A 23068-nucleotide genomic window follows, 5' to 3' on the forward strand; every position below is an offset into this window, starting at 1 on the left:
TATGGGATTTAGATTAAAAACGTCAAAAAAGACAAAAGAAATATTTGAAGAATTAGGTGGAAGTTCAAATCTTAAACCATTTGCTTTGAGTAAAATAGCAGTTTCTATGTCTCTAAATTATGAAACATCTATTGAAGAATATGAAAGCAAAGATACAAATGGACTTGAACTACAAAGAGCTACTGTTACTGGTGAATTTGATACTATATTTAAAGCTCTTATTGAAATGAATTTAGGTAGACATATTTCAGATGATGAATACTACCCTACTTATATGAAACTTCACATGGATAGAGGTGCTGAACTTCTATATAATAAATATAAATACTCAGGTGGTAACTTAGAAAAATTTATAACTAAGATACTTGATGAAGGAGATGCTAGTATATGATATATCTAGATAATAGTGCTACTACTCCAATTGATCCAGAAGTTTTGGAAGCAATGTTACCGTATTTAAAAGAAGAATACGGTAACCCTTCTAGTAGACACTATACATTAGCTGTTAACGCAGAAAAAGCTGTAGAAAAAGCAAGAGAGCAAGTAGCTACTTTAATTAATGCAGACCCAAAAGAAATTATTTTTACAAGTGGTGCTTCTGAAAGTAATAATATGATTATTAAAGGTGTTTCTGATTATCTTAAATTTTATGAAGATAAAGGTAATCATATTATAACTTCAACTGTAGAACATAAATCCATTTTACAAACATGTAAGTTTTTAAATGGTGATGTATTTTGGAATAATCCAGATAAAACAATTGCAAGTCAATTTCTAAAAAAGAAAAAGACTACTAAGAAAATTGATAGAGGTTTTGAAGTAAGTTTCTTGCAAGTTAATGAATATGGTCAAGTTACCGATGAAAGTTTTAAAAATTCTATAAAAGAAAATACTATCTTAGCTTCTTTTATATGGGGTAACAATGAAATTGGATCTTTAAATAATATAGACTCACTTTCTAAGATTGCTAAGGAAAATAATATACTTATACATTCTGATGCAACACAGGTATTAGGCAAAGTTTCTATAGATGTAAAGAAAACTCCTATAGACTTCCTATCATTCTCAGCTCATAAGATTTATGGACCTAAAGGGGTTGGAGCTGCTTTTATAAGACAAGAAAGCTTTAATAATTATAAAATGACTTCCCTTATACATGGTGGTCAACAAGAGTTTGGATATAGAGCTGGAACTCATGCTGTTCATAACATAGTAGGATTCGGAAAAGCTTGTGAAATTGCAAAAAGAGAAATGGATAATTATATAAAAAAGATACTAAAACTTGAAGAAGAAACTAAGAGTATTTTAAAAGAAAAGTATCCTGAAATAGAGTTTTTAGGAGATTCTGAAAACAAAATACCTGGTGTAATAGGTATGATTATACCAAATGTAATAAATGAAATGCTAATAAAGAATTTAGCTGATAAAGTAGCTATTTCAGCAGGTTCTGCTTGTGGAATTGGTGAACCATCATATGTTATACAAGAAATTGGGAAAGCTAATTGTACTAATCACTTTATTAGAATTAGTTTAAATAAATCATTATCAATAAATGATGTTTTAAATTTATAAAAATAAACTTCTTCTTATATTTAAGAAGAAGTTTATTTTTATTTGTTATCTTCTAACTCTTAATTAACTCAAAGAAATATTTAATTAGAATTATTTAGATTTTTTTTCTTATCTATACTAGATAATAATTTTCCTATTTTCTCTTCTAACTTCTGTTTCTCACTAGATATAATTCTAAAATCAGCATAATTACACAAACCTAATTTCTCCAAGATTTTCGAAATTTCCATTTCAAAATTTTCGCATTTTATAAAATTCTCTAATTCAGTAATATTAGATTTTATTTTTTCTTTTAAAATTTCTAATGAATAAACATATTCTTCTTTTTCTTCTCCTAAAATGCTATTTATTATATAATTAATTCTAAAAAGAAATAAATTTTCAATCCTATAAACTGAATTATCTTTTTTAAATATTAAATCTAATTTATTTTTATTCTTAATATTTTTTTCAATTTTTAACATTTGAGTTAAATCTGGTAATTCATATTTAAAATCACAAATTTCATTTATATATTCAGTTAATATATTTTCAATAGTAGATTTTATTCTATTTATAGTATCTTTTATTTTAGGTAACTCACTATAAAACATTACTTGACAATGTGCTATTCTAGTTCTATATTTATATAACTCACACCAACTACCTATTATAGTTTTTAATTCTGTATTATATTCCAACATATTATTTAACAATAGTTCAATTTTAGAAAAATTAGTTTCTTTTATTGCTTTGTTCAACTCTTTTTTTAAATTATCTATACCTTTGCTTGTATTATTAGGCGATTCAATTATTTTTATTAATTCAATAAAATCACAATCATAAATTGTATTAAATATTTCCCCACCATGACCAATTCTTACTGAATCAACCATTTTATCTTTATTATTATTATTATTTATTCCTTCAACATATTGAAATATACTTATATATTTCCTTAATAAATTTTCACAAATACTTAATTTATCTGATAGAATTAATGAGTTTAACCTACTTAAACTATCAAAACATATTATAACTTCAAAATCTTTAAGTTTATATAGTAAAGTTTCATTCAATTTCAAATTATCATTATTTAATGAATTAAATTTTATATCTAATATATAAATATTGCTAATTAAATTTTGAGATATTTTCCTTATTTTTAAATTCAAATCTTCTTCTTGAGTCTCATATTCATATAAATCATCTTTTATTTTGATATTATCTTTTATATATATATACCCAAGTTCAGCTAAAATTTTTATTATTAAAATTTCCAAATTTGTTTCTTCTTGATTTTTTAATACTAATGTTAGTCTTTCTTCCTTATTAACTGTATTATCTTCTGTTTCATTTTCGGTCTTATTAATGCATAATAATTCTTCAATTATTTCATTATTTTTTTTCATTGTTTTTTCTAATATGCAATTAATTTCAGTACAATGTTTACTTTTTATTAAATCACAATTTAAAAATCTATTATGACTCAGTATATTTCTATACTCTTTAATTTTATTTCGGCTTGTTTCTAAATCATTCTTTAATTCTAAAAAAATATTTTTTTTCAAAATATTTTTCATCTTAGAAAGATTATCCTCTTTATTCTTTAGATATTCGTTGTAATATATTTCATATTCTTTTCCACCCAAAGGATTTTCTATCATAAATTCTATAATTTTAGTTAATTCTATTTTTTGAAGATTGTATTTAATATGTGGTGGCAATTTAATCAAATCTTCTTTTGTTTTAAAATTGTCTATAACATCATATACTTCATCTTCATATTCTTTTAATAAAGATAAAACTAAATAAGCTTTCAAATTCTCTTCAAATATCAATAATTTTTTTAGTTCTTTTTTTATAAATTCATGAGATAATAAATCTAAAATAACTAAATTATCTTTATATAATCTATCTGAGCCCATAACTTCGATAACTCTATTTTTTTCACTTTCATCGATATTTAACAGATTTACAAAATATTCATTTTCTACAGAGTTATTTGTATTTATTTTATAACATTCTAAATATTTATTTTCACCTATATTTTTAACTATACAATTTTCATTATTTAAAATAACATTTCCTTCAATATTATTTTTAAAGGATGATGTTATTCTTGAAATTATAGTATTTATATTGTCATCACTGTTAATTTCACTATTTTTAATTAAAAAATTAAAGCTCATAATTCTCCCCCCAATATTTATCTATTATTTCTTCTATTGTAGCTTTTCTATCACTTTGAGTTTTACACTTCTTTTCAAAAAATTCATCTGATATATTTTTTATAGAGCTTTTAATTTTATCTATTTTTTTATTTATTTCATTTATTTTACTCATATCTATTTTTTTCTTTTCATAAAAATATAATTTTAATTCTTCAGAACATCGTGCTCCTAATTCTATGTAAAAAACTTCATATTTTACAATACTTTCATTTTTAGCTTCTGAAACTATTAATTCTTTAACTTTATTATTAATCAATAATAAATCATTAATATACATATCATCTATTTCTGAGATAACAATTTTATCTTTTTTAAAATTACTGCTTAAAACTTTCAATAACTTTTCATTGAATTTATATAAATATTTATAAGGAATAGTCTCATTTTTACCTGCTTGATTTTCATCCATATCAATATAATTCAAAATATTTTCATCAGAATCTAGAAAACTCAATGTTATATAATTCTCTATAGTCTTTTTAAACCTTAATTTAGTGCCTGTAGTTACCTTTTTAGGTGTATCATTTATATCTATAAATATTTTTCTTTGTTGAAAATCATTTATATTATCTATTAATAACACACTTTGATATCTATCATCAATTTTTTCATTTAATCCAACTATTGACTTAAATCTATGTTGTCCATCTATAACAATAAATTTATCATTTTCCCCAAATGATTTTATACTTATTGTTTTTAATTTTTCATTATAATTTATTAAATTTTTAGAATTTGTAGCTGCTACAATAGTTGGATAAAATGTATTTTTATCTTTAATATATTCTGACATTATCTTTGCTCTTTCCTCTTCCACCTCTCTATTTATCGAAATATTACCAAGTTTAAATAATTTATCCAAATCAGAATAAGCAACTTTTAATATATATATTTTACTATTTTCAGTATTACTTTCTAACTTTATTTCATCAATTTTGATAGCATCAAATTCTTTCATAGTTCCCCCTAAATTTTATCAAAAGATTAAATTAAATCTATATACAATATTATGTAAACTTATCTTATATAGACTATTTTAAAACTTATAAAATAGTCTATATATTATTTTATATCTATAACTCCCAAAAAGCTAAGTCCTTCATAAATGATGGTCTCTCACTATCACCTATCTTAACCAAACTATGATGTTTAGCTAATCCTTTTATAGTTGTTACCAACTTATCTTCTTCCTGTTTACTTTGAGCATTAAATAGTTTTTTAACATCTCTATTATTTAAATCATCAACTCTATGAACAACCCAGTTTAATATATAGTTAGCATAGTCATTCTTATCTGTTGAGAAGTGAGTTAATAATTGTGTTGAAAGTATTGTTCCTACACCAAACTCTCTACCTTCTTTTAGTATTTTCTTTAATGCTGCAAAATCTTTACTTAAGAAGTTATCAGCTTCATCTACTAAAACTATCTTATTTAACTGTCTTAAATGACCTTCTATTTTACTATGTCCACTAGCTTGCATTTGAGCATAGAATAGGTCTAACGTAATTGCTACAACTAAGTTTTGTATTCCTTCATCATATCCTGATAAATCTATTACTGTAACCCCGTCTATAAGTTCAAATAAGCTTTTAGTCTCAAATGGATCTGGTTCAAATATTTCAAAATCTATAAGATTGCTTAATGCAGAATATAAACTATCATCTTTCTTCAAATCTTCTCTTGAATCATATACATCATAAACATCTTTTAGTGTTGGTGCTGGTTTATCCCAAGTATCCGGTTTATTTTTTATAATTCCTCTCTTCTCATAAGCTTCCATTATAAGTTCTCTTAATAATGTTTCTTGCTTATTACCAAGTCTAAATCCTTTTGCAATAGTTTCTTTTAAACTATTAGCAGTATGAAGAGGAAGCATTGGTTTTGAATTTGGACCTTTTACAACTGATAATGGATTGAATGGTAAATGATATAATTCAAATACCTTAGCATCTGTAGCCTCTATAAAGTCTTCTTTTGACTTATTATAATCTCCCTTATAGTCAAAGATAAGAATTCCAATGTCTTTTCCGTCAACATTATTCTTTGATTCTCTATGAAGTTGAGTAATTACTGACTTAGTAAACTGAGTTTTACCAGTTCCCATAGTTCCAATTATTCCTGTATTCGTATGAAGAACCTTATTGGTGTCATTTGGATAAAGAATGATTTTTTTATTGTTTTTCTCATTGGTTCCAAATACTATTTCCATAGTTCTATTTTCTTCTATTTGACTATTACAGCTATCTATTGTTTCTTTACAATCATCTGAAATCTCTTCTCTTAATTCAACTATTTCTCCTGTTGTATTCTCTTCATAAATGACTTCGTTATTTACAACATCTTCACCATCAGTATTCTCAATAGTTTCTTTACTATCTACATCTTGTTCAGTTACACCTTCAATATTTTCTACTACTGAAAAATCAACTTTAGAAATTAAAGCTTCAATTTCGCTAACTGTTTTAGTTATAAATTGAATTCCATCTTCTTCTGCCATTTCTATAACCATAACATCTTCAGTTATTTCAGAAATATTTTTAGTTACTCCTCTTTTGAAAGATACTACAGCAGCTTGTCCTAAAACTTTATCTGTTGAATCTACTATTTGATAATCTTCATTTAATAGCTTTCTTCTTAACTCAGAATCAATTACTTTTTCCCAGTTTTGATTATTACATACTCCATATAGGTTTAATTTCTCTGCACTTGATACTACTAGTTGCATCAAGAAGTTTCTATATACTTTCTTTGTATTTGAAAGTAATTCACCTTCTTTAGGTAATAAAGTTTCTTTAAGAAGACCTTTTGTTTTTTTAGCTTGTGTTATACCCTTTCCTATATATCCATCATCATTTATACCAATTTTAACTTCTATAGGATAGTAATGAACAAACACTTTTTCATCTTTTTCTTCTATTCCAACTAGCAATAAGTCATCACTTGTAGCACCATTGTTATCAAATCCTAAGTTCTTAACTGAAAAAAATCCTTCTGATTGTTTTAATCCTACTCCTCCAGAAACTCTTAGAATCTCTTCTAATGATATTGGTACCCATATTATATTTTCACTTTTAAACTTAGCTAATGCTAACTTAATAGCTGAAAGTATGCTTATTTTCTCTTTAGGAAAATGTGATTTACTTGATAACAATCTTAACAACCAATCTCCATTTATAGCATTAAACATATTTATTATCATTGGTGAGTATTCTTCAGAATTTTCTATGTCATTCTTGTTTAAGAATTCTTCTATTACCCTCTGATAAGGAGTTGATTTTCTAGTTACAGTTATTGCATCATACCCTCCAGCAGTTGTATATTGATCACTATAATGTATTATTAACAAGTCTTTCGCATCAGGATCATTTTTAAAGAAGTTTAAATCAACCTTTGGATTTATAAATGTTACCCAATGACTTGCATTATATATATCATCTAGTGAACTTTTACTTTTATTAGGAACTGAAATGGCTTTACATTGATTACTATTAAAAGGTTCCCCATTAGAAGCTGTATTTAAGGCATTAAGTTTCATAGCAACATTCATTAAATCAGTATTTGTATTTGCATATTTAGTACCAAATCCTGTTCTATATGCATCTCCTAAAAATACTGATGGAATTCCAGAGATTTCACCATTTAATATTACTCCTGATGGTATATCACTCATATTTGATGTTATAGTCCTTACATCCTCACTCATCTCTAAGAATGTAATATGAGCATATTCTATTCCATCTTCAACTTTTTTTGTATAGAATTGTACTTTTTCTCTATAAAGATTAAGTACATCCTCCTCTGACATGTTATCTACTTTTAAATCTATTCCATATAATCCTTTTATACTGGCTATATTTTCATTAAAAGCAACTTCTTCAAAAGCATTTGTTATATTTTCATCTGAATATATAAATAAATCTATTGGTAATACATTATTTCCTGATTTAAGTCTCTTTGTATAATATTTAAAAATTCCTTGAAGAATTTCTTTACTATCTCCTGTGTTTATCAAATTTATTCTAATTGCTGCATTTTCAGACATGTTAAATAAATATCTAAAATGACCTACAAACTCTTCAATTTTTTCTGTAACCAATTTTGATACAAATTCCCTAGATCCTTTATATCTTGGTAATTTTTCATCAACATAATATTTCCATTCTGGAGAATGTAATTGTTCCATTGGAATATATAATTCATTTTCTTCTCCAACTATATAAGGTAAAAGATAAGTTGAAGTAAACCTCTTAATGATTTCATCTGATAAATCCTCACTACCAAGTTCATTATTTATTTTTAATTGGTATGCTATATTTAATGGATGTAATGGCGTAAATATTAATTCTTTATCTTCTATTTCTCTTTTTATAATACCTAACTTAAATAAATTCTTTTGTTCTTTATTTAAATACTCACCTTCATTTATTGAATTTAATGCTTCTAAATAAACAATTATGAAATCCTTATATATTGATTTCAAATCATCATTTAAATATGTTAAACTAGGTAGCTTTCTAGATTTTTTATAATACTCTAAAATTTTAGAGTAAGCTTCTCTAACTTCAGAATATAGTAATATTTCATTTTTCTCTAATCCTTCTGTAGTTTCAATAAAACAAAAACCTTCTTTTTCTATAATTTCTTTCTCTAATGATAAATTTTTCCTAAATTCATCTCTTGTTAAGTATTCTCTTGTTCCAAAACCTAGCTTGTTATCACCTATAGACTTAAAATCAGCCTTTTTTTCTCTTTTAAGTTTCCATACTTTCATACCTGTTGCATACTCTGGCACTTGACTTGTCCCAATTATTCCAAACGGTACAATATCATTTTCAATCTTTGCTGTAAATCTAATAAGTTCCTCATCATTTTCATAGTTAAAGTCATCTGATATTTTAATCTCTACTAATTCATCACAGGGTATCTCTATCTGTTCATTATTAGACGTTAATTGATATTCTGATTTATTACTTTCAAACTCATTAAATATAATAGTTGAATCATTTGTATTTATAGATATATAACTATTATTTTTCTTAACAACTAATGTATATTTAGATTTTATCTCTTCTAAATATTTTTGATTAAAGTTTACAACAACTATTTTAAATTCGAACTTCATTTTTTCTGGTTTATAGACTACTTTATAAAAGTTTGATTTGAATTCATCTACCTTTAAGGTTACATTTAATTTCCTACCTGAAGTGGTAGCTTTTAGATTACCGACTATTCCTTTTTCATGAATATATTCTTTTTTTAGCTTATCATCAAATGTAAATTCTAAATTTATTTCTTCTAAGTTATTTTCATTAAAAACTATTATATTTCTAGTTCTTGATTTAGCCTTAGAAGTACCTTCTTCTTTATCCCATTCAACAGAAGCTCCTATATATTCTAGAGGTTTTATTTGTTTTTTATCTTCAACAGATTTTATTACATACTTATATTCAACATCTTTCCAATTAGCTTCTTTTAGCTTATCAATACCTTTATCATCAAAATACTTCTCTAATTGAGTCTCTGGATTACCATAGTTATGAATTTCATCTACTCTACTAAAATATAATGCATTTTCATTTATTTTATTTTCTAATTCTTTTCCTGATACTTGCTCTAATTTACTATCATAAAACAATCCAAAATTTCTATATTCATTTTTATCTATATAACCTTTATTTATTATTTCTAATATTTCTCGGTATTCAAAAATTGAATTACTATCTTGAAATAATGAACTTTTTTTTCTTTCCAAGTCTTTTTCAACAATAACTTTATCTACTTTACTAAAGTTATTGTTTGAAATTTTTTCTTTAATATTATTTTGTATATAATTTACATGAAATGGCATACCTTCTTTTGAAAAAGATTCTGTTCCTCCAACAATACTATCTAAAGTTGTATTATGTATAAATAGTATTCCCTTATTCTCATATCCTGGTTCATGTCCAACCATATTTCTAAGTCTGGTTAAAAAGTCTGGTTGAACATTATCAATAGTAGCAGCAACTATTAATTCTTTACCATTATGAAAATTTAATTTATATGATTTGTACTTAACATTTCCATTTTCATCTTTATATTCATAAGTTTCACTTAAAGTATTTTCCTTTAAAACATTATATAGATTTCTTACTTGTTCCTCAGTCTCAAATTGAATATTATATTTTGCTCCTGAATTTAAAGGATTATCTTTAAAAAACTCTAAAATTCTTTCTGATAAATAACTATAAAACTGATCTAACATATTGTGCATCCCCACTATCTGATTTCTTTTCTAGTAAGTTTAATTTTTCATAAAGCTGAATTATTTTTTTACTTGAATCCCTATCAAAGAATAATCCTCTTTTTTCAAATTCTTCAAATAAAACATTTAATTTCAGCTTTTTCTTATCATTAATACAAATTTTGGTCATTAATATTATATCATCTTCTGTCATATTAAGATTGTACCCCAATGCACCTCTTCTTTTTCCAAAGTTATTTTCAACAAACTTTACAAACCAATTTTTATAAGCATCATATGCTCTTTTTCTTGTTCCTTTATTGAATTGATATTCTAAGGAGTCATAAAGTCTATAGACTTCATTAAATCCATTAACAGAGCTTTGTTTTGAAGTTGGTCTAAATTCATCCCAAGCTACATCCTTTATCTGACTTTGATACATGTTTACAGCTTCTCTTAAACTGTCTTCTATTTCCTCTTTATCCATTGAATTATAAGCTTCTGCTAATTCCAAATAGCTAAGTTGATTTTCATCTCCATTTGTATTTAATAGTTCTAATGCTATAGCATGTGAAAATAACGAGTTGACTTTACCTTTTAATAACTCCCATCCCAATCTATAGGCAGTTCTATTTTTTGAAGTACTTTCCCAAGATAATGTATAGTACACTTTTTCTATTTTATCTAATTCAGCATTTTCAAATTTATCTAACTTTATACTTAATTGTGAGATATAAAACATATAGTAGTATTCTAATAACCTTTTTAACGAATCCTTATATAACTCTTCATGCTTTATTAAGAAGCTAAAATCTTTTATAAACATCTCCTTTACATAAGGAACATAGCATTTATATCCATCCATTGAGTACTTTTTCTCTTTTAATGTTGGTAATGATTTTAAGACTAATTTATATAGTATGTTATTTACTTCAGTATCATAATGACTTAATGCTTCTTTTTTTACATTTTCATCAAATAATACTGAATATAAAAAGCCAGCTATTTTTTCATCTGCATTTGTTGAGTTTATATAATTTAATGTTTTAATATCAAAGTTAACTAACTTTCCATCTTCTATAAACATTATTCTTATTATATCTTTAAAAGTCTCTCTACTTAAATTCCCTTCATAGTCACCAACCTGTTCAGCAACATCTTCTATAAACTCTTCATAATTAAAGATACCTTTTATTTCTTTATTTGAAATAAATCTTGAAAAACTTCCAAGAACACCTGAAAAATCATCAACTAATGTTTTTTCATTAGCTGCATATGGTAAAAGTTTATATCTAGATCCTTGTTTATGAGTTAACCCCTTTTCTGTAAACTTAAATCCATTCTTAAACTCTTCTAAATCTATTTTATAATCCTTAAATTCACTCATTCTTAAATCTCCACAAATCTATACATTTCAAATTCGTCATCATATTCTAATCTATATTTTTTATTATCATCTCTATTTTTTTCTGTAAATAAAAGACTTTCATTTTGTGACCCCGCCACCTCTAACTTATTTATAAACTCAATAAATTTAACAAATTGATTTTTATCCTTCTTATTTGGTCTATATCCGTTAGTAACCTTTTTTAATAATTGATATAATGAATAATCTATATCGATAGTTTCTGAACTTTCTAATCTCTCACTCTTAAATTTAATTTCCATAGTATTTAAAAACTTTATTAATTCACTATCTTTATTACTAGGTAAATTACTTATGTCAGCCTTAAAATCAATCTCTTCACTAACCTTGTATTTAGTTTGACTATTCCCAATAAAAATGTTTATGCTATCTTTATCAGCTTCCCCGTTCCATTTTAGAACTCCATTTTTTATAAAACTATATAAATCTTTAAGTTTACCTTTTTCACCTTTATTCCAATAATAAAGATTTCTTATAAACTCATCATAAATATCATCTTTTAATGAAAAGATATTGTTTTTACCACATAATAAATAACTTCTAATAAATAGTTTTAATAAGTCAATTCTTATTTTATTTACTACTTGTTTATCATTAAAATCTAACTCTTGAATACTACCTAAAAAACCTTTTGGATAATCAATATTTTCATTAAATAATTCTATTAGATTTACTGAGTTGTTAAATTTAATCACAAAGTCATCCAACTCTTCATTTCTTATGTTTAATGGATCTAATCTATTTAATCCTTCGAATATTGCTGATAATTCTTTATGGCTAAATAATATATTAGGCATTAAAGAATTTATATACTCTTCAGGTTTTAATCTTGATATTTTTTGCTTAAATGTTGGTGAGTTAATATCTATATACGTTCTAGATATTAAGATATCATGCAAGAAATTCAATAAAGCTCTAGTTGATATTATAGCTTTATTTTTTATTATTACTTGAACAAGTAAGTCTATAATACTTTCTTGAACCTCTTCGCTATTTAAAAGATCATAATTAGCTCTTATTGGACATCTATTAGAAATTGAACAGTTTGCACAATTCTCTTTATACGACTTATAAAAATAATTTAATTCTGATTTATTAGTCAGTTTTCCAAGTAACTCTTTTATGTATTCAGATTTAACTTTACCATCTTTTATTGTATAAAGATGATAATCACAAAAATTCACAAATTGAATATTACTATCTTCATCAAAATCATTTTCTACTATGGTTTGTTCAAGTATTTTATGACTTTCTACAAAGTCTTTTAACTTAGTAAATCTTGAACCATACTTAGAATCAATAAAATTATTTAAAGTTCCAAGATTTATAGCTAATATAAATTTTTGATTACTTGAATCAATTTTTTCATCACTAAACTCATCTAATACATCATTTAAAGTATCCATAGATGTTTGATTAGGTTCTAAACTTTCTGTAGCATCATTATGAAGCTTAAACTTTGAAATAATATCTGGATATTTATTTTTAAAATAAGATATGATGTGCGATTTTCCATCTCCTACACTACCACAAACTAATATTAGTTGTGCTTTATCACTTTTAGAGGTATTTATTATTAAATCTTCAAGTTTACTTTGAACATTTCTTTCTATATGCATATACTTTTTAAAATCACTAAAACTATTTAATCCTTCTACAGCTTCTTTAGAAGACTCTTTTAATCTTCCTAGCTCATCTATTAAACATGCTCTTTTTAGTTCTTTTATTTTTTTCGTTTCTATTTTTTGTTCAGGTTTTTCCTGAATAGTATTTAACTTTATATTTTCTTTTTCTAGAGTAGTACTAGCAACTTCTATTCCATTTTTCTCTTCATTTTTTCCATTAATACTATCCATAAATTTATTTAAAAAATTCTTTATGATACCTTTTTCTAATCCACTATTATCATTTTTAGGTTCTTTATATGGTGGTAAAGTAAAGTTGTGATCTAAATAAACTTCAACAAACCATCCTGTCAACTTATATACACATCTGTGGATTTTTAAAGCTTCTGAAAGTTCACCTTCAACACCTTCATGAACTGCTAAATTACCAGTTAATCTAATTGTATGAAATAAATCTTCAGCTTCTTTATTTAAATCTACATCCCATTTTAATTTTTTCAATCTTTCAACTTGGGTAAGTTCATCTAAAGATCCTAATCCTTCAATTTTAGCAACTTCTTGCGCTAATTTCTCTCCAAATAATCTTCCTTTTACTATAGAAGTATATGGTGATTTAAATATATTTTCATTTATTTCACTTATATAATCGTTTAAATCGCTATAATCTCTCTCTAAATAGCCGAAAACATTCTTGTCCACTAAAATTTCTCCTTTATATTTTGATTTTCACCTTTTTTCTTATAAATAATTTAATTAATTCTTTCAAAATTTACTAAAGAATCCAATATATATTCTTATTATAAAATCAATAGAGATAATTGTCCAATTCCCTGTAAGTTCTACCTATTTATAAAATTAAAAGGTAGTTTAAAACTACCTTTTAATTAATAATACCAACAATTACATGTATGCTTTCCACTAGCACTAACACTAACCTTACTTGCTGATTTTCCTCTTATAAACTTACAATTTGCAGTTTTATGAATATAGTTATTTCCACTTGCTACATATCCATAATCAGATGTTACTACTGGTTCATTAGGATCGCTATCCTGACTATCATATCCTGTTCTATTATCATGGCTAGCTGTCCCACCATTTGATTTAAATGTTCCGCTATTTTTGTTGCTAGATTGATTATTTTTTGAAGACTCTTTTTTAGCCTTAGCTTCTTTTTCTATTCTTGCCTTTTCAGCTTTTTCGGCTTCCTCTTTAGCCTTTTTCTCAGCTTCTGCTTTAGCTATTCTTTCTTGCTCTTCTTTTTTAGCTTTCTTCTGTACAAGATTATCATAAATCTCTTGTTTTTTATCTACTTCACTTTTTAAAGCTTCATAAGAATTCTCAAGTCTTTTATAGTTATCTTCAGCTAATTTATATTCATTTTCATCAATTTTATTATTGTTTAATTCTTCTTTTATTCCTTCATATTTTTCTATTGTATCTTTATATACAGCTTCATCTATTCCTAATTCTTTTAGCCCATCTCTTTTTATATTATTTTCATTGTTTAAATCTAAATTAATATTAACTCCTAATAAAAATATAAATAATGTTGGAAGTAATAAATAATTTAACTTTCCTCTTTTATCTAAGGTCTTTACTCTCTTTACTCCTACTATTACTGATGGTAAAACTAAAAAGAATAAATATATACTAAAAAGAACATTATCCATAGTAATGTTAGTTATGAAATCTAATAAAGCTAGAAAAGTAAAAAATATATAATATGTAATCATAAACACTCTATGGTTTCCACTTACTCCAGGTAACTTATCTAAAAAGTTTTTCAAGCTATTTCTCATTGTTATTCCCCTACTTCACTTTTTAAATCTGCTATTTTCTCATCTAAAGTTTTTAAAGTGTTTTTTTCATAATCAGTATATTTTTCATTTAGTTCATCATACTTCTTCTTTAATTCCACATATGATTCTTTTCTTTCCTTAGCTTTATCATTTTCTAAAGCTAAATCATTATATTTTTCTTGAGCTCTTATATATTTATTTTTAAAATACTCAATCTCATCTCTATAAATCCTACTATTTAAAGATATCAATAATATTAATCCTGCTACAAATGCAATAAGAGCTTTAAAATTAGAAATTTTCTTAATAAAAGAATTTCTCATATTGTGTCCCCCTTAAAAATATAAATCCTCGTATATATTTACATATTTATACTTTTAAGTCAATAAAGTTTAAATTAAATTTAAACTTATCTAAAATTATTCAAAATTAAGCTTTTAAAATTCCTTTTACTCTATATATAACCATACTTTTCACCATACTTTACTCTAACATTTATTAAGGGATACTTTTTAGAAAATTGGTTTATTACTAAATAACAGCTTGGACAAGGTTCCCACTTACTATATAAAGTAAGATCTCCTTCACCTTCAATTTCTTTTTCCTCTATTTGTCTATGTATTTCCTCAAATATCTTTTTTTCACTATCATTTATTCTATTGTAACCTATACCTAACTTACCAAGCTTATTTACCTTCATACTTTTAAAGGCTTGTTTCTCTTCTTTTCTTGCTTCACAATATCCAATTATCTCATTGCTTCCACTAATAGCTTTAAATTCTTTCCCATTAAATAATGCTACAGCTACATTTATTGAATCTTGAAGAGCCTTGCTTTGGTTTATTCTTATTTTTCCTATATGTACTTTATCACGCTCAATATACTTGTCTATATTTTTTATTAATCGTCTCATTCTTGGAATACTTCTATTTAAGTATTCATGATATTCCACTGTTCCTTTTTTTGCCTTAACATATCCAAGCCCTAAACTCTCCCCTGGCTTAATTAAAAGCCTTTTCATCTTTGTCTCCCTATTATAACTTTCCTCTACTTCACAATTATTTTTTATAACTATGTTTTTAAGAAGCTCTATATCCTTTGCATAAAGGTACTCCTCTTCTATTTCCTTTTCTAAAGTTATTAGTCTTTCACGTTCTTCTTCTGATATTTCTCCCTTAGTTTTTAATTTTATCTCTTCAACAATTTCCATAAGGTTATGAATATCCTCTTGAAATTGCACTTCTTTTTCATATTCAATTCTATCTATATAAAATTCATCCATATTATTAATCTTACTTACTAAAAGATTATGATTCCTTTCAAAAAGCAAAATCTTTTCTATATAATCAATAAAGTCTTTTATATTCTCTACTCTATAGGCAATTTCATCATTTATACATTCTTTCATTTTTTTCAAAGTATTATCATTTACGATGAACTCACTTAAAAGTAACTCCTTAATTTTTTCCTCTTTAAAATCTTTTATTTCAAAACCTTCATTTTTTAATACATTCCTAAATTCTTTTTTATCCTTAATCCTTACCCTTAGTTTTTTTATATTTAAATCTTTATTCTTCTGCAACATATATTTTTCCCTTCCAATTGAAAACTTCCTTTATTATTATACAATTATTTTTTAAATTAACCTAAAAGATTAATTTTACAATTTTATAATCTTCATAAATTACTAGTAAAAATATAAGTTGATTTCTAAAAATAAAGAGGTTGTACCAAAACTAATATGATGTAAAACTTATAAATAGTATGAAGAGAATATCTGGATGAACTTTAGAATTTAAGCTATTACGTAGAAGATTTTACGTTTAAAAGCGAAACTGTTTGACCGAAGGAAGTTTTTCGCTTTAGTAAAATCTTCGAAGTAATTGCTATAAATAAGGACTACAATGTAACTAACGTTCCATTGTATAAGTTCAAGCAACCAAATTAAAATTTGGACTTTCACTTAAAATCCAGTAATTCTCGGAATATATTTATAAGTTTTACATGTGAGTTTTGGTACAACCCTTTTGATCTATAATTTTATATTAATTTTTTATAAGTTTATAATGAAACCTATCCTATAATAATGATTTTATCTTCAATTAGTTGATTTAAATATTCCATTATTTCAATTATTAATATAAATCCTTTTCTACAAGCATTTAGTTTTATATAAAACTAATAGCTACTATTTAAATTAATAATAGCTTAGTCTAAGTTGTCCACAGCATATTGTGCTTCTTCTGCTGTAAATTTTTCTCCGTGCTCTGATACTAATTGATCATAGACTGCACTTGGAGACATTGCCATAGTCTCTTGATATGTTTTTGCTTTTTTTAATGCATTCTCTTTCCAATCTGCTTCTACATTATCTACTGCATATTGAGCTTCTTCCGCTGTAAATTTTTCTCCATGCTCTGATATTAATTGATCATATAAACCTGCTTTAGACATACTCATAGTCTTACTATATGTTTTTGCTTTTTTTAATGCATTTTTGTTCCAATCGGCATCTACATTATCTATAGCATATTGAGCTGCTTCTTCTGAAAACTTCTCTCCGTACTCTGATGTTAACTGATCGTATAATCCTGCTTTAGACATATTCATTGTATTGCTATATGTTTTTACTTTTTTTAATGCAGATTTATGTTCTGTTGGAACATTTTCATCACTCTTCTTTTCGGCTAAAACATCTTTTTCTGTATCTTGCTCATTGCTAGTTTCTTTTTCTTGATTCTCTCTATTTTCTGTTTCTTGCTTCTGATTAGGTTCTGTATTTTGATTTTGGCTAACTTCCTGTCCAGCTTCATTACTTGGTGTATTGGAATCCTCACTACCTGCTGCACCTATTGATCCAAGTACTATAAAGACTGCTACCACTATAAACCACGGTCTTTTGTATATTGCCTTTTTATTTTTTTCTCCACATTCTGGACAAGCCTTAGCATTAGGTGATATTTCTTTAGAACATTTTTTACATTTTGTCATTTTCGCCATTACACAATTCTCCCTTATTATAATTAATTTTCTATATTTTATAGGCATTTTACTCTTTACTTAAAACTTAATATTGCTCATTCATTTTTTTATGTGCTTTAGATTTTTATTTTCTTTATTGTTTCCCCTAACTAAACCTTAATAAAGTTTTTAACCTATAGATACCTGTTCCCCTATAAATATCTAATTTTAAAATACTAGCTATTACTCTCACAGATACTATTAAGTTTATAAATAAAAAATATTATCCCTATTAATTTAGAATTTTTTTAACAATTTAAAGTTTTTTCTTTAATAAAATATTAACATTAAAATTCCATTTCCATCTTTTTACTAGTACATATTTACATATTTATATTTATAAGTCAATCAACTTCAAATTAAGTTTAAATTCTATTAATAATGTTCAAAATTAAAGTATATATATTCAAATTTTACTATATTGAGTTATATTTTTTCACTAAATTTTCATTTTTTATATAGTATTTTTTCTTTTTTCATTATACTCATTTACGATGAACTCATTTAATAGTAATATCTTTATTTTCTCTTCTTAAAAATCTCTTTCCATTGAAAAACTTCATCCTCTAATATATTTCTAACTTTTCATTACTAATCATTATTATTCGTTTTTATATTTAGCTATACTTAAATGTAATTCTTATATTAAGAAAAATTTAATAAAAAAAGTAGAGATATATCAATTTAATAATATACCTCTACTTTTTTGTAATATTAATTTTGATAATTAACATTGCTTATTATGCTAATACCAATAACTCTTTATACTGAGTTATTGATTAATCATTCTCTCTTTAAGTATGATTTCTACTGCTATTTTTTCTAATTTTTAAATACTTCTTGCTACTTCGTAAGCATCCCATATAGCATACATAATATTATGGACCTCTCTAGCATCTCCAAGAAGATATATATCTTCGAAATTCATCTTCAATTCATTATATAACTTTCTATCTGGCTTATATCCTATTGCAAGAATTACAGTATCTGATTTTATTTCTTCTATATTGCCTTCTTTAGTTTTTACAATGGCAATATTTTCTTTTATTTCTTCAATTGATGTTTCAGTTTTAATTTCAACATTTTCAAAGGCTAATAAATCCTTAAGCATATCATAGTTCATGAAAGGCATGCTATGTTCTCCCCCTAAGATTTCCTTTGAAACTTCAACTATCTTAACCTTTTTACCCATCTTAGTTAAATATAAAGCTGTTTCGCATCCTACTAATCCTGCTCCTACAACAGTTACCTCTTCTCCTGCTAGCTCTGGATTTAATAATACCTTATCAGCTGTTACTACATTTTCACTATTAACTCCAGGAATATTTAGTATTATTGGTGTTGAACCAGTTGCAATTACCACAACATCGTAATTATTTCTATTTATATTTTCTTTCTTTATTTCAGAGTTCATAAATATTCTAACACCAGCATCTTTTATTGCTTTTTCATACCATTTAACTAACTTGTGATCATTTCTTTTGAAGTTAGGTGCTCCTCCTGGTATTAAATTTCCTCCTAATTTATCTAATTTTTCATATAAATCAACCTTATGGCCTCTTAATGCACTTACTCTTGCAAACTCAAGTCCTGCTACTCCGCCTCCAATAATTAAAACTTTCTTTGAATTTTCTGCTTTACTTATTCCATAAGTAACTTCTCTTCCACATGCCGGATTAACAGCACAGGATATTGATCCTACCTTTGCTATTCTTCCCATACATCCTTCATGACAGGATAAACAAGGTCTTATATCATCTATTTTATTAAGTCTTATTTTCTTAACAATATACGGATCTGCAAGAAGTGGTCTTCCTAAACTTATGCTATCTGCTTCCTCATTTTCTAAAGCACTTAAAGCTATATCTGGATCATCCATTCTACCTGCAAGTATTATAGGAACATCTATAACTTCTTTAATCATTTTACCAAACTTTCTATATAATCCCTCTTCAAAATACATTGGTGGGTGATTCCAATACCATGAATCATAAGTTCCTACATCCACATTTAAAGAATCATATCCTGCTTCAACTAATAATTTAGCAGCTTCTAATCCTTCTTCATAATCACGTCCTAATTCAACAAAGTCTTCTCCTGGAAGAGCTCCCTGTCTTAATCCCTTAATCATACTCTTTAGAGAATATCTTAAGGAAACTGGGAAACCTTCTCCACAAGCCTTTTTTATTCCCTTAATAATTTCTGTAGGGAATCTTAATCTATTTTCTAAACTTCCTCCAAATTCATCCTTACGTTTATTATAAAAAGCTATTGTAAATTGATCTAATAAATATCCTTCATGGACAGCATGTATTTCAACTCCATCAAAACCTGCTTTTTTAGCAATTTCTGCTGATTCTATAAATTTTTCTATATAAGTTTTAATCTCTTCAATAGTCAATTCTCTATGTATTAAATTAGGGTCCCATCTATTTTCCTGTTCTGATGGTGCAACAGCCTTACCTGCTATTAAATTTGGTATTCCAGCACGTCCAAAACCAGCTGTTAACTGTAAAAATATTTTGCTTCCATAAGCATGTACCCTTTCTGTTAAAACAGTAGCGCTTTGAATAAAATGAAATGGACTCATTGTTACACAAGGTATGCATGGTCTTTTTAATGGCTCAATTTCATTTTCAACATTACATATTCCTGTTATTATAAGCCCTGTGCCACCTCTAGCCCTTTCGACATAATAGTCTATTCCAGCTTGATTAAATGCCCCTTCCTCAGTAGCAAAACCAACTGGCCCCATAGGTGCCATGGAATATCTATTAGGTATCTCTACCTTTCCTATTTTCAACGGCTCAAATAACTTGCTATAATTCTTATTCATAACAAACACTTCCCTTACTATAAATTTTAAAAGTATAGCTATATCGACCATAATTTGACATTATCATTATGTAAACGTTTTGTCAAATAAGCTACATATGACCAAAATATAAAAATCTTATTGTGAAGATTTTATTTTATAAATATATTAAAAAAACTATTCAATCTATTAAACATATTCCTTTCTTCTTATTTAAAATTAAATTTAACTTTAGTAAATCAATATTCTTTTAGAATTTGCTTATTGGTAAGTAAAATTTTTTCTAATATATATTTTTAAATAAAATCCCCCAAACTTTTATTTTCACTTCTTAAAACTTTATAAAATTCAATATTACTTATATAATATCTTTAAAATTTATGTAAATGTTGTATAATGATAAAATAAAGTATTTCATTTAAGGGAGATTTTACTATGAACAATTATTTGACAGAAGAAAACGTTAAAAAGTTAAGAGAAGAATTAGACTATAGAATGTCCGTAGTTAGGGCAAAAATTGCAAAAGAGAAACTTGAGGCTGCTGCCCATGGTGATAGATCAGAAAACGCTGAGTATAAAGAGGCATGTAGAAACTATAGAGAAAATGATAATAGAATACAATATCTTTTAACAATGATTTCAACTGCTATTATAGTTGAGGATGAATCAGTTGATAAATCAGTATTAGGACTTAATAGTAAAGCCAGAATAAAGTTCATTGAAGATGATGATGAAGATATAGTTACTTTAGTAACTACATTAGATTTAGACTTAGAAAATATGTGTATAAGCATTGAGTCAGATTTAGGCAAAGCTTTAATGGGTAAAAAAGTTGGAGATATAGTTGAAGTTGAAGCACCTGGTGGAAACTATACTGTAGAAGTATTAGAAATATTATAATTAATAAAAAATCTAGTGAATAATATTATTTACTAGATTTTTTTACTATATAAAACCTTATATAAAAAATTCAACACCCAAAATATAAATATCTGGCTTCTATTAAAGTTACTCAACAGCACCCAAAAGTTACCCATATTTTCGTTAAATTATAGTGTTATTATGGGTATTTGTTGTATTTTAATATTGATTTTAATTATATTAAATTTTAAAATATACTTGTATAATTATTTTTATTATACAAATATCCTAATTAAATAATATATAAATAAAAAGGGTGGATGAATTATGGGAAAACTATTAGAAGTAACAAAAACTTTTTATCAAACTGAATTTTGGAACGATTCTTGTTCCTATGAAGAATTAAGACAAGCAGTTGAAAATGGTGCTTCAGGTGCCACAACTAATCCTGTCATAGTTCTAAATGTATTAAAAAAAGAATTAAATGACTGGGATGCCACTATAAAAGAAGTGGTATCAAACAATCCTACTGCTACTGAGGATGAAATTGCATGGATCATAATAAAATTATTAGGTGAAAAAGCTGGTTCACTTTTATATCCTCAATTTAAAGAAAGCAATGGACAACGTGGTCGTATTTCATTTCAAACTAATGCAAAATTTTACAGAAATAAAGAAAAAATGATAACTCAAGGACTTGAACTCTCAAATGTTATAGAAAATTCCCAAATAAAACTTCCAGCATCTAAAGCTGGAATAGAAGCCTTTGAAGAATTAACATACCTTGGCGTAAGTATCAATGCAACCGTTTCCTTTACTTGTCCTCAAGCTATTGCAGTAGCAGAAGCTGTTGAGCGTGGATTAAATCGTCGTCTTGAAGAAGGACTTTCAATTGATCACATGCATCCGGTTTGTACAATTATGGTTGGTCGTTTAGACGATTATTTAAAGGATTATACTAAAGAACACAATATAGATATTGATCCTGAAATTCTAGGTTTAGCTGGAGTTACTACTTGTAAAAATACTTATAAACTATATAAGGAAAGAGGATACCACACTAAACTATTAGTTGCAGCCTTCCGTAATAATTATCATTTTACAGAATTTATAGGTGGAGATATTGTTTTAACAATAACTACTAAGTACCAAAATATTTTTAATGAATTAGATATTAAAGTGGATAATTACATGGATAAGGATGTAGCTCCTGAAGTTTTAAATGAACTTTTAAAGTTGGAAGAATTTAGAAAAGCTTATTATGAAGATGGCTTAAAACCTGAAGAATTCGAGCATTATGGTGCTTTTTTAAGAACTATGAACCAATTCTTAAATGGATATGATGAGCTTGTAAAATTAATTCGTACTTATATAGTTAAGTAAGTTTCCTTAAAGACTTTCAGTAATTATTTTGAACTTACAACTTTTCATTTCATTCAAAGGTATAACTTCAAAATACAAAATTGAAAATTTTGATTTTCACTTAAAATTAAGCTAAGTCTGAAGGAC

The 23068-nt window shown here is 25.8% G+C and carries 14 protein-coding genes; 4 read left to right on the top strand and 10 right to left on the bottom strand.

All coding sequences use genetic code 11. The features are described from left to right. The first annotated feature begins 1 nt into the window (after nucleotide 1). Both AC2A4K_RS09350 and AC2A4K_RS09355 read left to right on the top strand, forming a co-directional pair. Nucleotides 2-391 (top strand): DndE family protein, encoded by a 390-nt coding sequence (locus tag AC2A4K_RS09350; protein WP_322502219.1) that lies wholly within the window; start codon nucleotides 2-4, stop codon nucleotides 389-391. Continuing rightward, nucleotides 388-1572, top strand: coding sequence for a cysteine desulfurase family protein (locus AC2A4K_RS09355; RefSeq protein ID WP_322502220.1), 1185 nt, complete (start codon nucleotides 388-390; stop codon nucleotides 1570-1572). The genes AC2A4K_RS09350 and AC2A4K_RS09355 overlap by 4 nt, the downstream gene beginning before the upstream one ends. Nucleotides 1573-1652: 80 nt before the next feature. On the opposite strand, the gene AC2A4K_RS09360 is transcribed toward AC2A4K_RS09355, so the two are convergent. From AC2A4K_RS09360 to AC2A4K_RS09405, 10 genes are all read right to left on the bottom strand, one after another. Then, nucleotides 1653-3743, bottom strand: coding sequence for a hypothetical protein (locus AC2A4K_RS09360; protein WP_322502221.1), 2091 nt, complete (start codon nucleotides 3741-3743; stop codon nucleotides 1653-1655). After that, nucleotides 3733-4743 carry a DNA sulfur modification protein DndB gene (locus AC2A4K_RS09365; protein ID WP_322502222.1) on the bottom strand — a complete coding sequence of 337 codons (1011 nt, stop codon included), beginning with the start codon at nucleotides 4741-4743 and terminating at the stop codon, nucleotides 3733-3735. The genes AC2A4K_RS09360 and AC2A4K_RS09365 overlap by 11 nt, the downstream gene beginning before the upstream one ends. Before the next feature lie 115 nt (nucleotides 4744-4858). Further along, nucleotides 4859-10030 carry a DNA phosphorothioation-dependent restriction protein DptH gene (dptH, locus tag AC2A4K_RS09370; RefSeq protein WP_322502223.1) on the bottom strand — a complete coding sequence of 1724 codons (5172 nt, stop codon included), beginning with the start codon at nucleotides 10028-10030 and terminating at the stop codon, nucleotides 4859-4861. After that, nucleotides 10011-11396, bottom strand: coding sequence for a DNA phosphorothioation-dependent restriction protein DptG (gene dptG / locus AC2A4K_RS09375; protein ID WP_322502224.1), 1386 nt, complete (start codon nucleotides 11394-11396; stop codon nucleotides 10011-10013). Before dptG ends, dptH begins: the two co-directional genes overlap by 20 nt. Before the next feature lie 2 nt (nucleotides 11397-11398). Further along, a complete protein-coding gene (dptF, locus tag AC2A4K_RS09380; protein ID WP_322502225.1) occupies nucleotides 11399-13759 on the bottom strand; it encodes a DNA phosphorothioation-dependent restriction protein DptF in 2361 nt (786 codons plus the stop codon). 185 nt (nucleotides 13760-13944) lie between these two features. Continuing rightward, nucleotides 13945-14862, bottom strand: coding sequence for a hypothetical protein (locus AC2A4K_RS09385; RefSeq protein WP_322502226.1), 918 nt, complete (start codon nucleotides 14860-14862; stop codon nucleotides 13945-13947). A 2-nt stretch (nucleotides 14863-14864) separates the two neighbouring features. Beyond that, entirely contained in the window at nucleotides 14865-15185 is a 321-nt protein-coding gene (locus AC2A4K_RS09390; RefSeq protein ID WP_322502227.1) for a hypothetical protein, read from the bottom strand. A gap of 131 nt (nucleotides 15186-15316) precedes the next feature. Then, complete coding sequence (locus AC2A4K_RS09395; protein WP_322502228.1) at nucleotides 15317-16447, bottom strand: deaminase domain-containing protein; 1131 nt, start codon at nucleotides 16445-16447, stop codon at nucleotides 15317-15319. Nucleotides 16448-17070: 623 nt separating this feature from the next. Then, nucleotides 17071-17862, bottom strand: coding sequence for an Ltp family lipoprotein (locus AC2A4K_RS09400; RefSeq protein WP_322502229.1), 792 nt, complete (start codon nucleotides 17860-17862; stop codon nucleotides 17071-17073). 850 nt (nucleotides 17863-18712) lie between these two features. Beyond that, entirely contained in the window at nucleotides 18713-20719 is a 2007-nt protein-coding gene (locus AC2A4K_RS09405) for an oxidoreductase (protein ID WP_322502230.1), read from the bottom strand. Between the two features lie 414 nt (nucleotides 20720-21133). On the opposite strand from AC2A4K_RS09405, the gene AC2A4K_RS09410 reads away from it, so the two are divergent. Together AC2A4K_RS09410 and AC2A4K_RS09415 are read left to right on the top strand one after the other, a co-directional pair. Further along, the gene (locus tag AC2A4K_RS09410; RefSeq protein WP_322502231.1) at nucleotides 21134-21598 is read left to right on the top strand and encodes a GreA/GreB family elongation factor; all 465 of its coding nucleotides are present in this window, start codon (nucleotides 21134-21136) and stop codon (nucleotides 21596-21598) included. 288 nt (nucleotides 21599-21886) lie between these two features. Then, entirely contained in the window at nucleotides 21887-22942 is a 1056-nt protein-coding gene (locus AC2A4K_RS09415; RefSeq protein ID WP_322502232.1) for a transaldolase family protein, read from the top strand. The last annotated feature ends 126 nt before the right edge of the window (nucleotides 22943-23068 follow it).

Source organism: Clostridium sp. LIBA-8841 (assembly GCF_057782475.1).

What these genes read in the sequence shown, in the direction of transcription:
- AC2A4K_RS09415 (WP_322502232.1), top strand. Translation starts at nt 21,887, where the DNA reads ATGGGAAAACTATTAGAAGTAACAAAAACTTTTTATCAAACTGAATTT.
- AC2A4K_RS09410 (WP_322502231.1), top strand. Translation starts at nt 21,134, where the DNA reads ATGAACAATTATTTGACAGAAGAAAACGTTAAAAAGTTAAGAGAAGAA.
- AC2A4K_RS09400 (WP_322502229.1), bottom strand. Translation starts at nt 17,862, where the DNA reads ATGGCGAAAATGACAAAATGTAAAAAATGTTCTAAAGAAATATCACCT.
- AC2A4K_RS09355 (WP_322502220.1), top strand. Translation starts at nt 388, where the DNA reads ATGATATATCTAGATAATAGTGCTACTACTCCAATTGATCCAGAAGTT.
- AC2A4K_RS09365 (WP_322502222.1), bottom strand. Translation starts at nt 4,743, where the DNA reads ATGAAAGAATTTGATGCTATCAAAATTGATGAAATAAAGTTAGAAAGT.
- dptH (WP_322502223.1), bottom strand. Translation starts at nt 10,030, where the DNA reads ATGTTAGATCAGTTTTATAGTTATTTATCAGAAAGAATTTTAGAGTTT.
- AC2A4K_RS09360 (WP_322502221.1), bottom strand. Translation starts at nt 3,743, where the DNA reads ATGAGCTTTAATTTTTTAATTAAAAATAGTGAAATTAACAGTGATGAC.
- AC2A4K_RS09385 (WP_322502226.1), bottom strand. Translation starts at nt 14,862, where the DNA reads ATGAGAAATAGCTTGAAAAACTTTTTAGATAAGTTACCTGGAGTAAGT.
- AC2A4K_RS09405 (WP_322502230.1), bottom strand. Translation starts at nt 20,719, where the DNA reads ATGAATAAGAATTATAGCAAGTTATTTGAGCCGTTGAAAATAGGAAAG.
- AC2A4K_RS09395 (WP_322502228.1), bottom strand. Translation starts at nt 16,447, where the DNA reads ATGTTGCAGAAGAATAAAGATTTAAATATAAAAAAACTAAGGGTAAGG.
- AC2A4K_RS09350 (WP_322502219.1), top strand. Translation starts at nt 2, where the DNA reads ATGGGATTTAGATTAAAAACGTCAAAAAAGACAAAAGAAATATTTGAA.
- dptG (WP_322502224.1), bottom strand. Translation starts at nt 11,396, where the DNA reads ATGAGTGAATTTAAGGATTATAAAATAGATTTAGAAGAGTTTAAGAAT.
- AC2A4K_RS09390 (WP_322502227.1), bottom strand. Translation starts at nt 15,185, where the DNA reads ATGAGAAATTCTTTTATTAAGAAAATTTCTAATTTTAAAGCTCTTATT.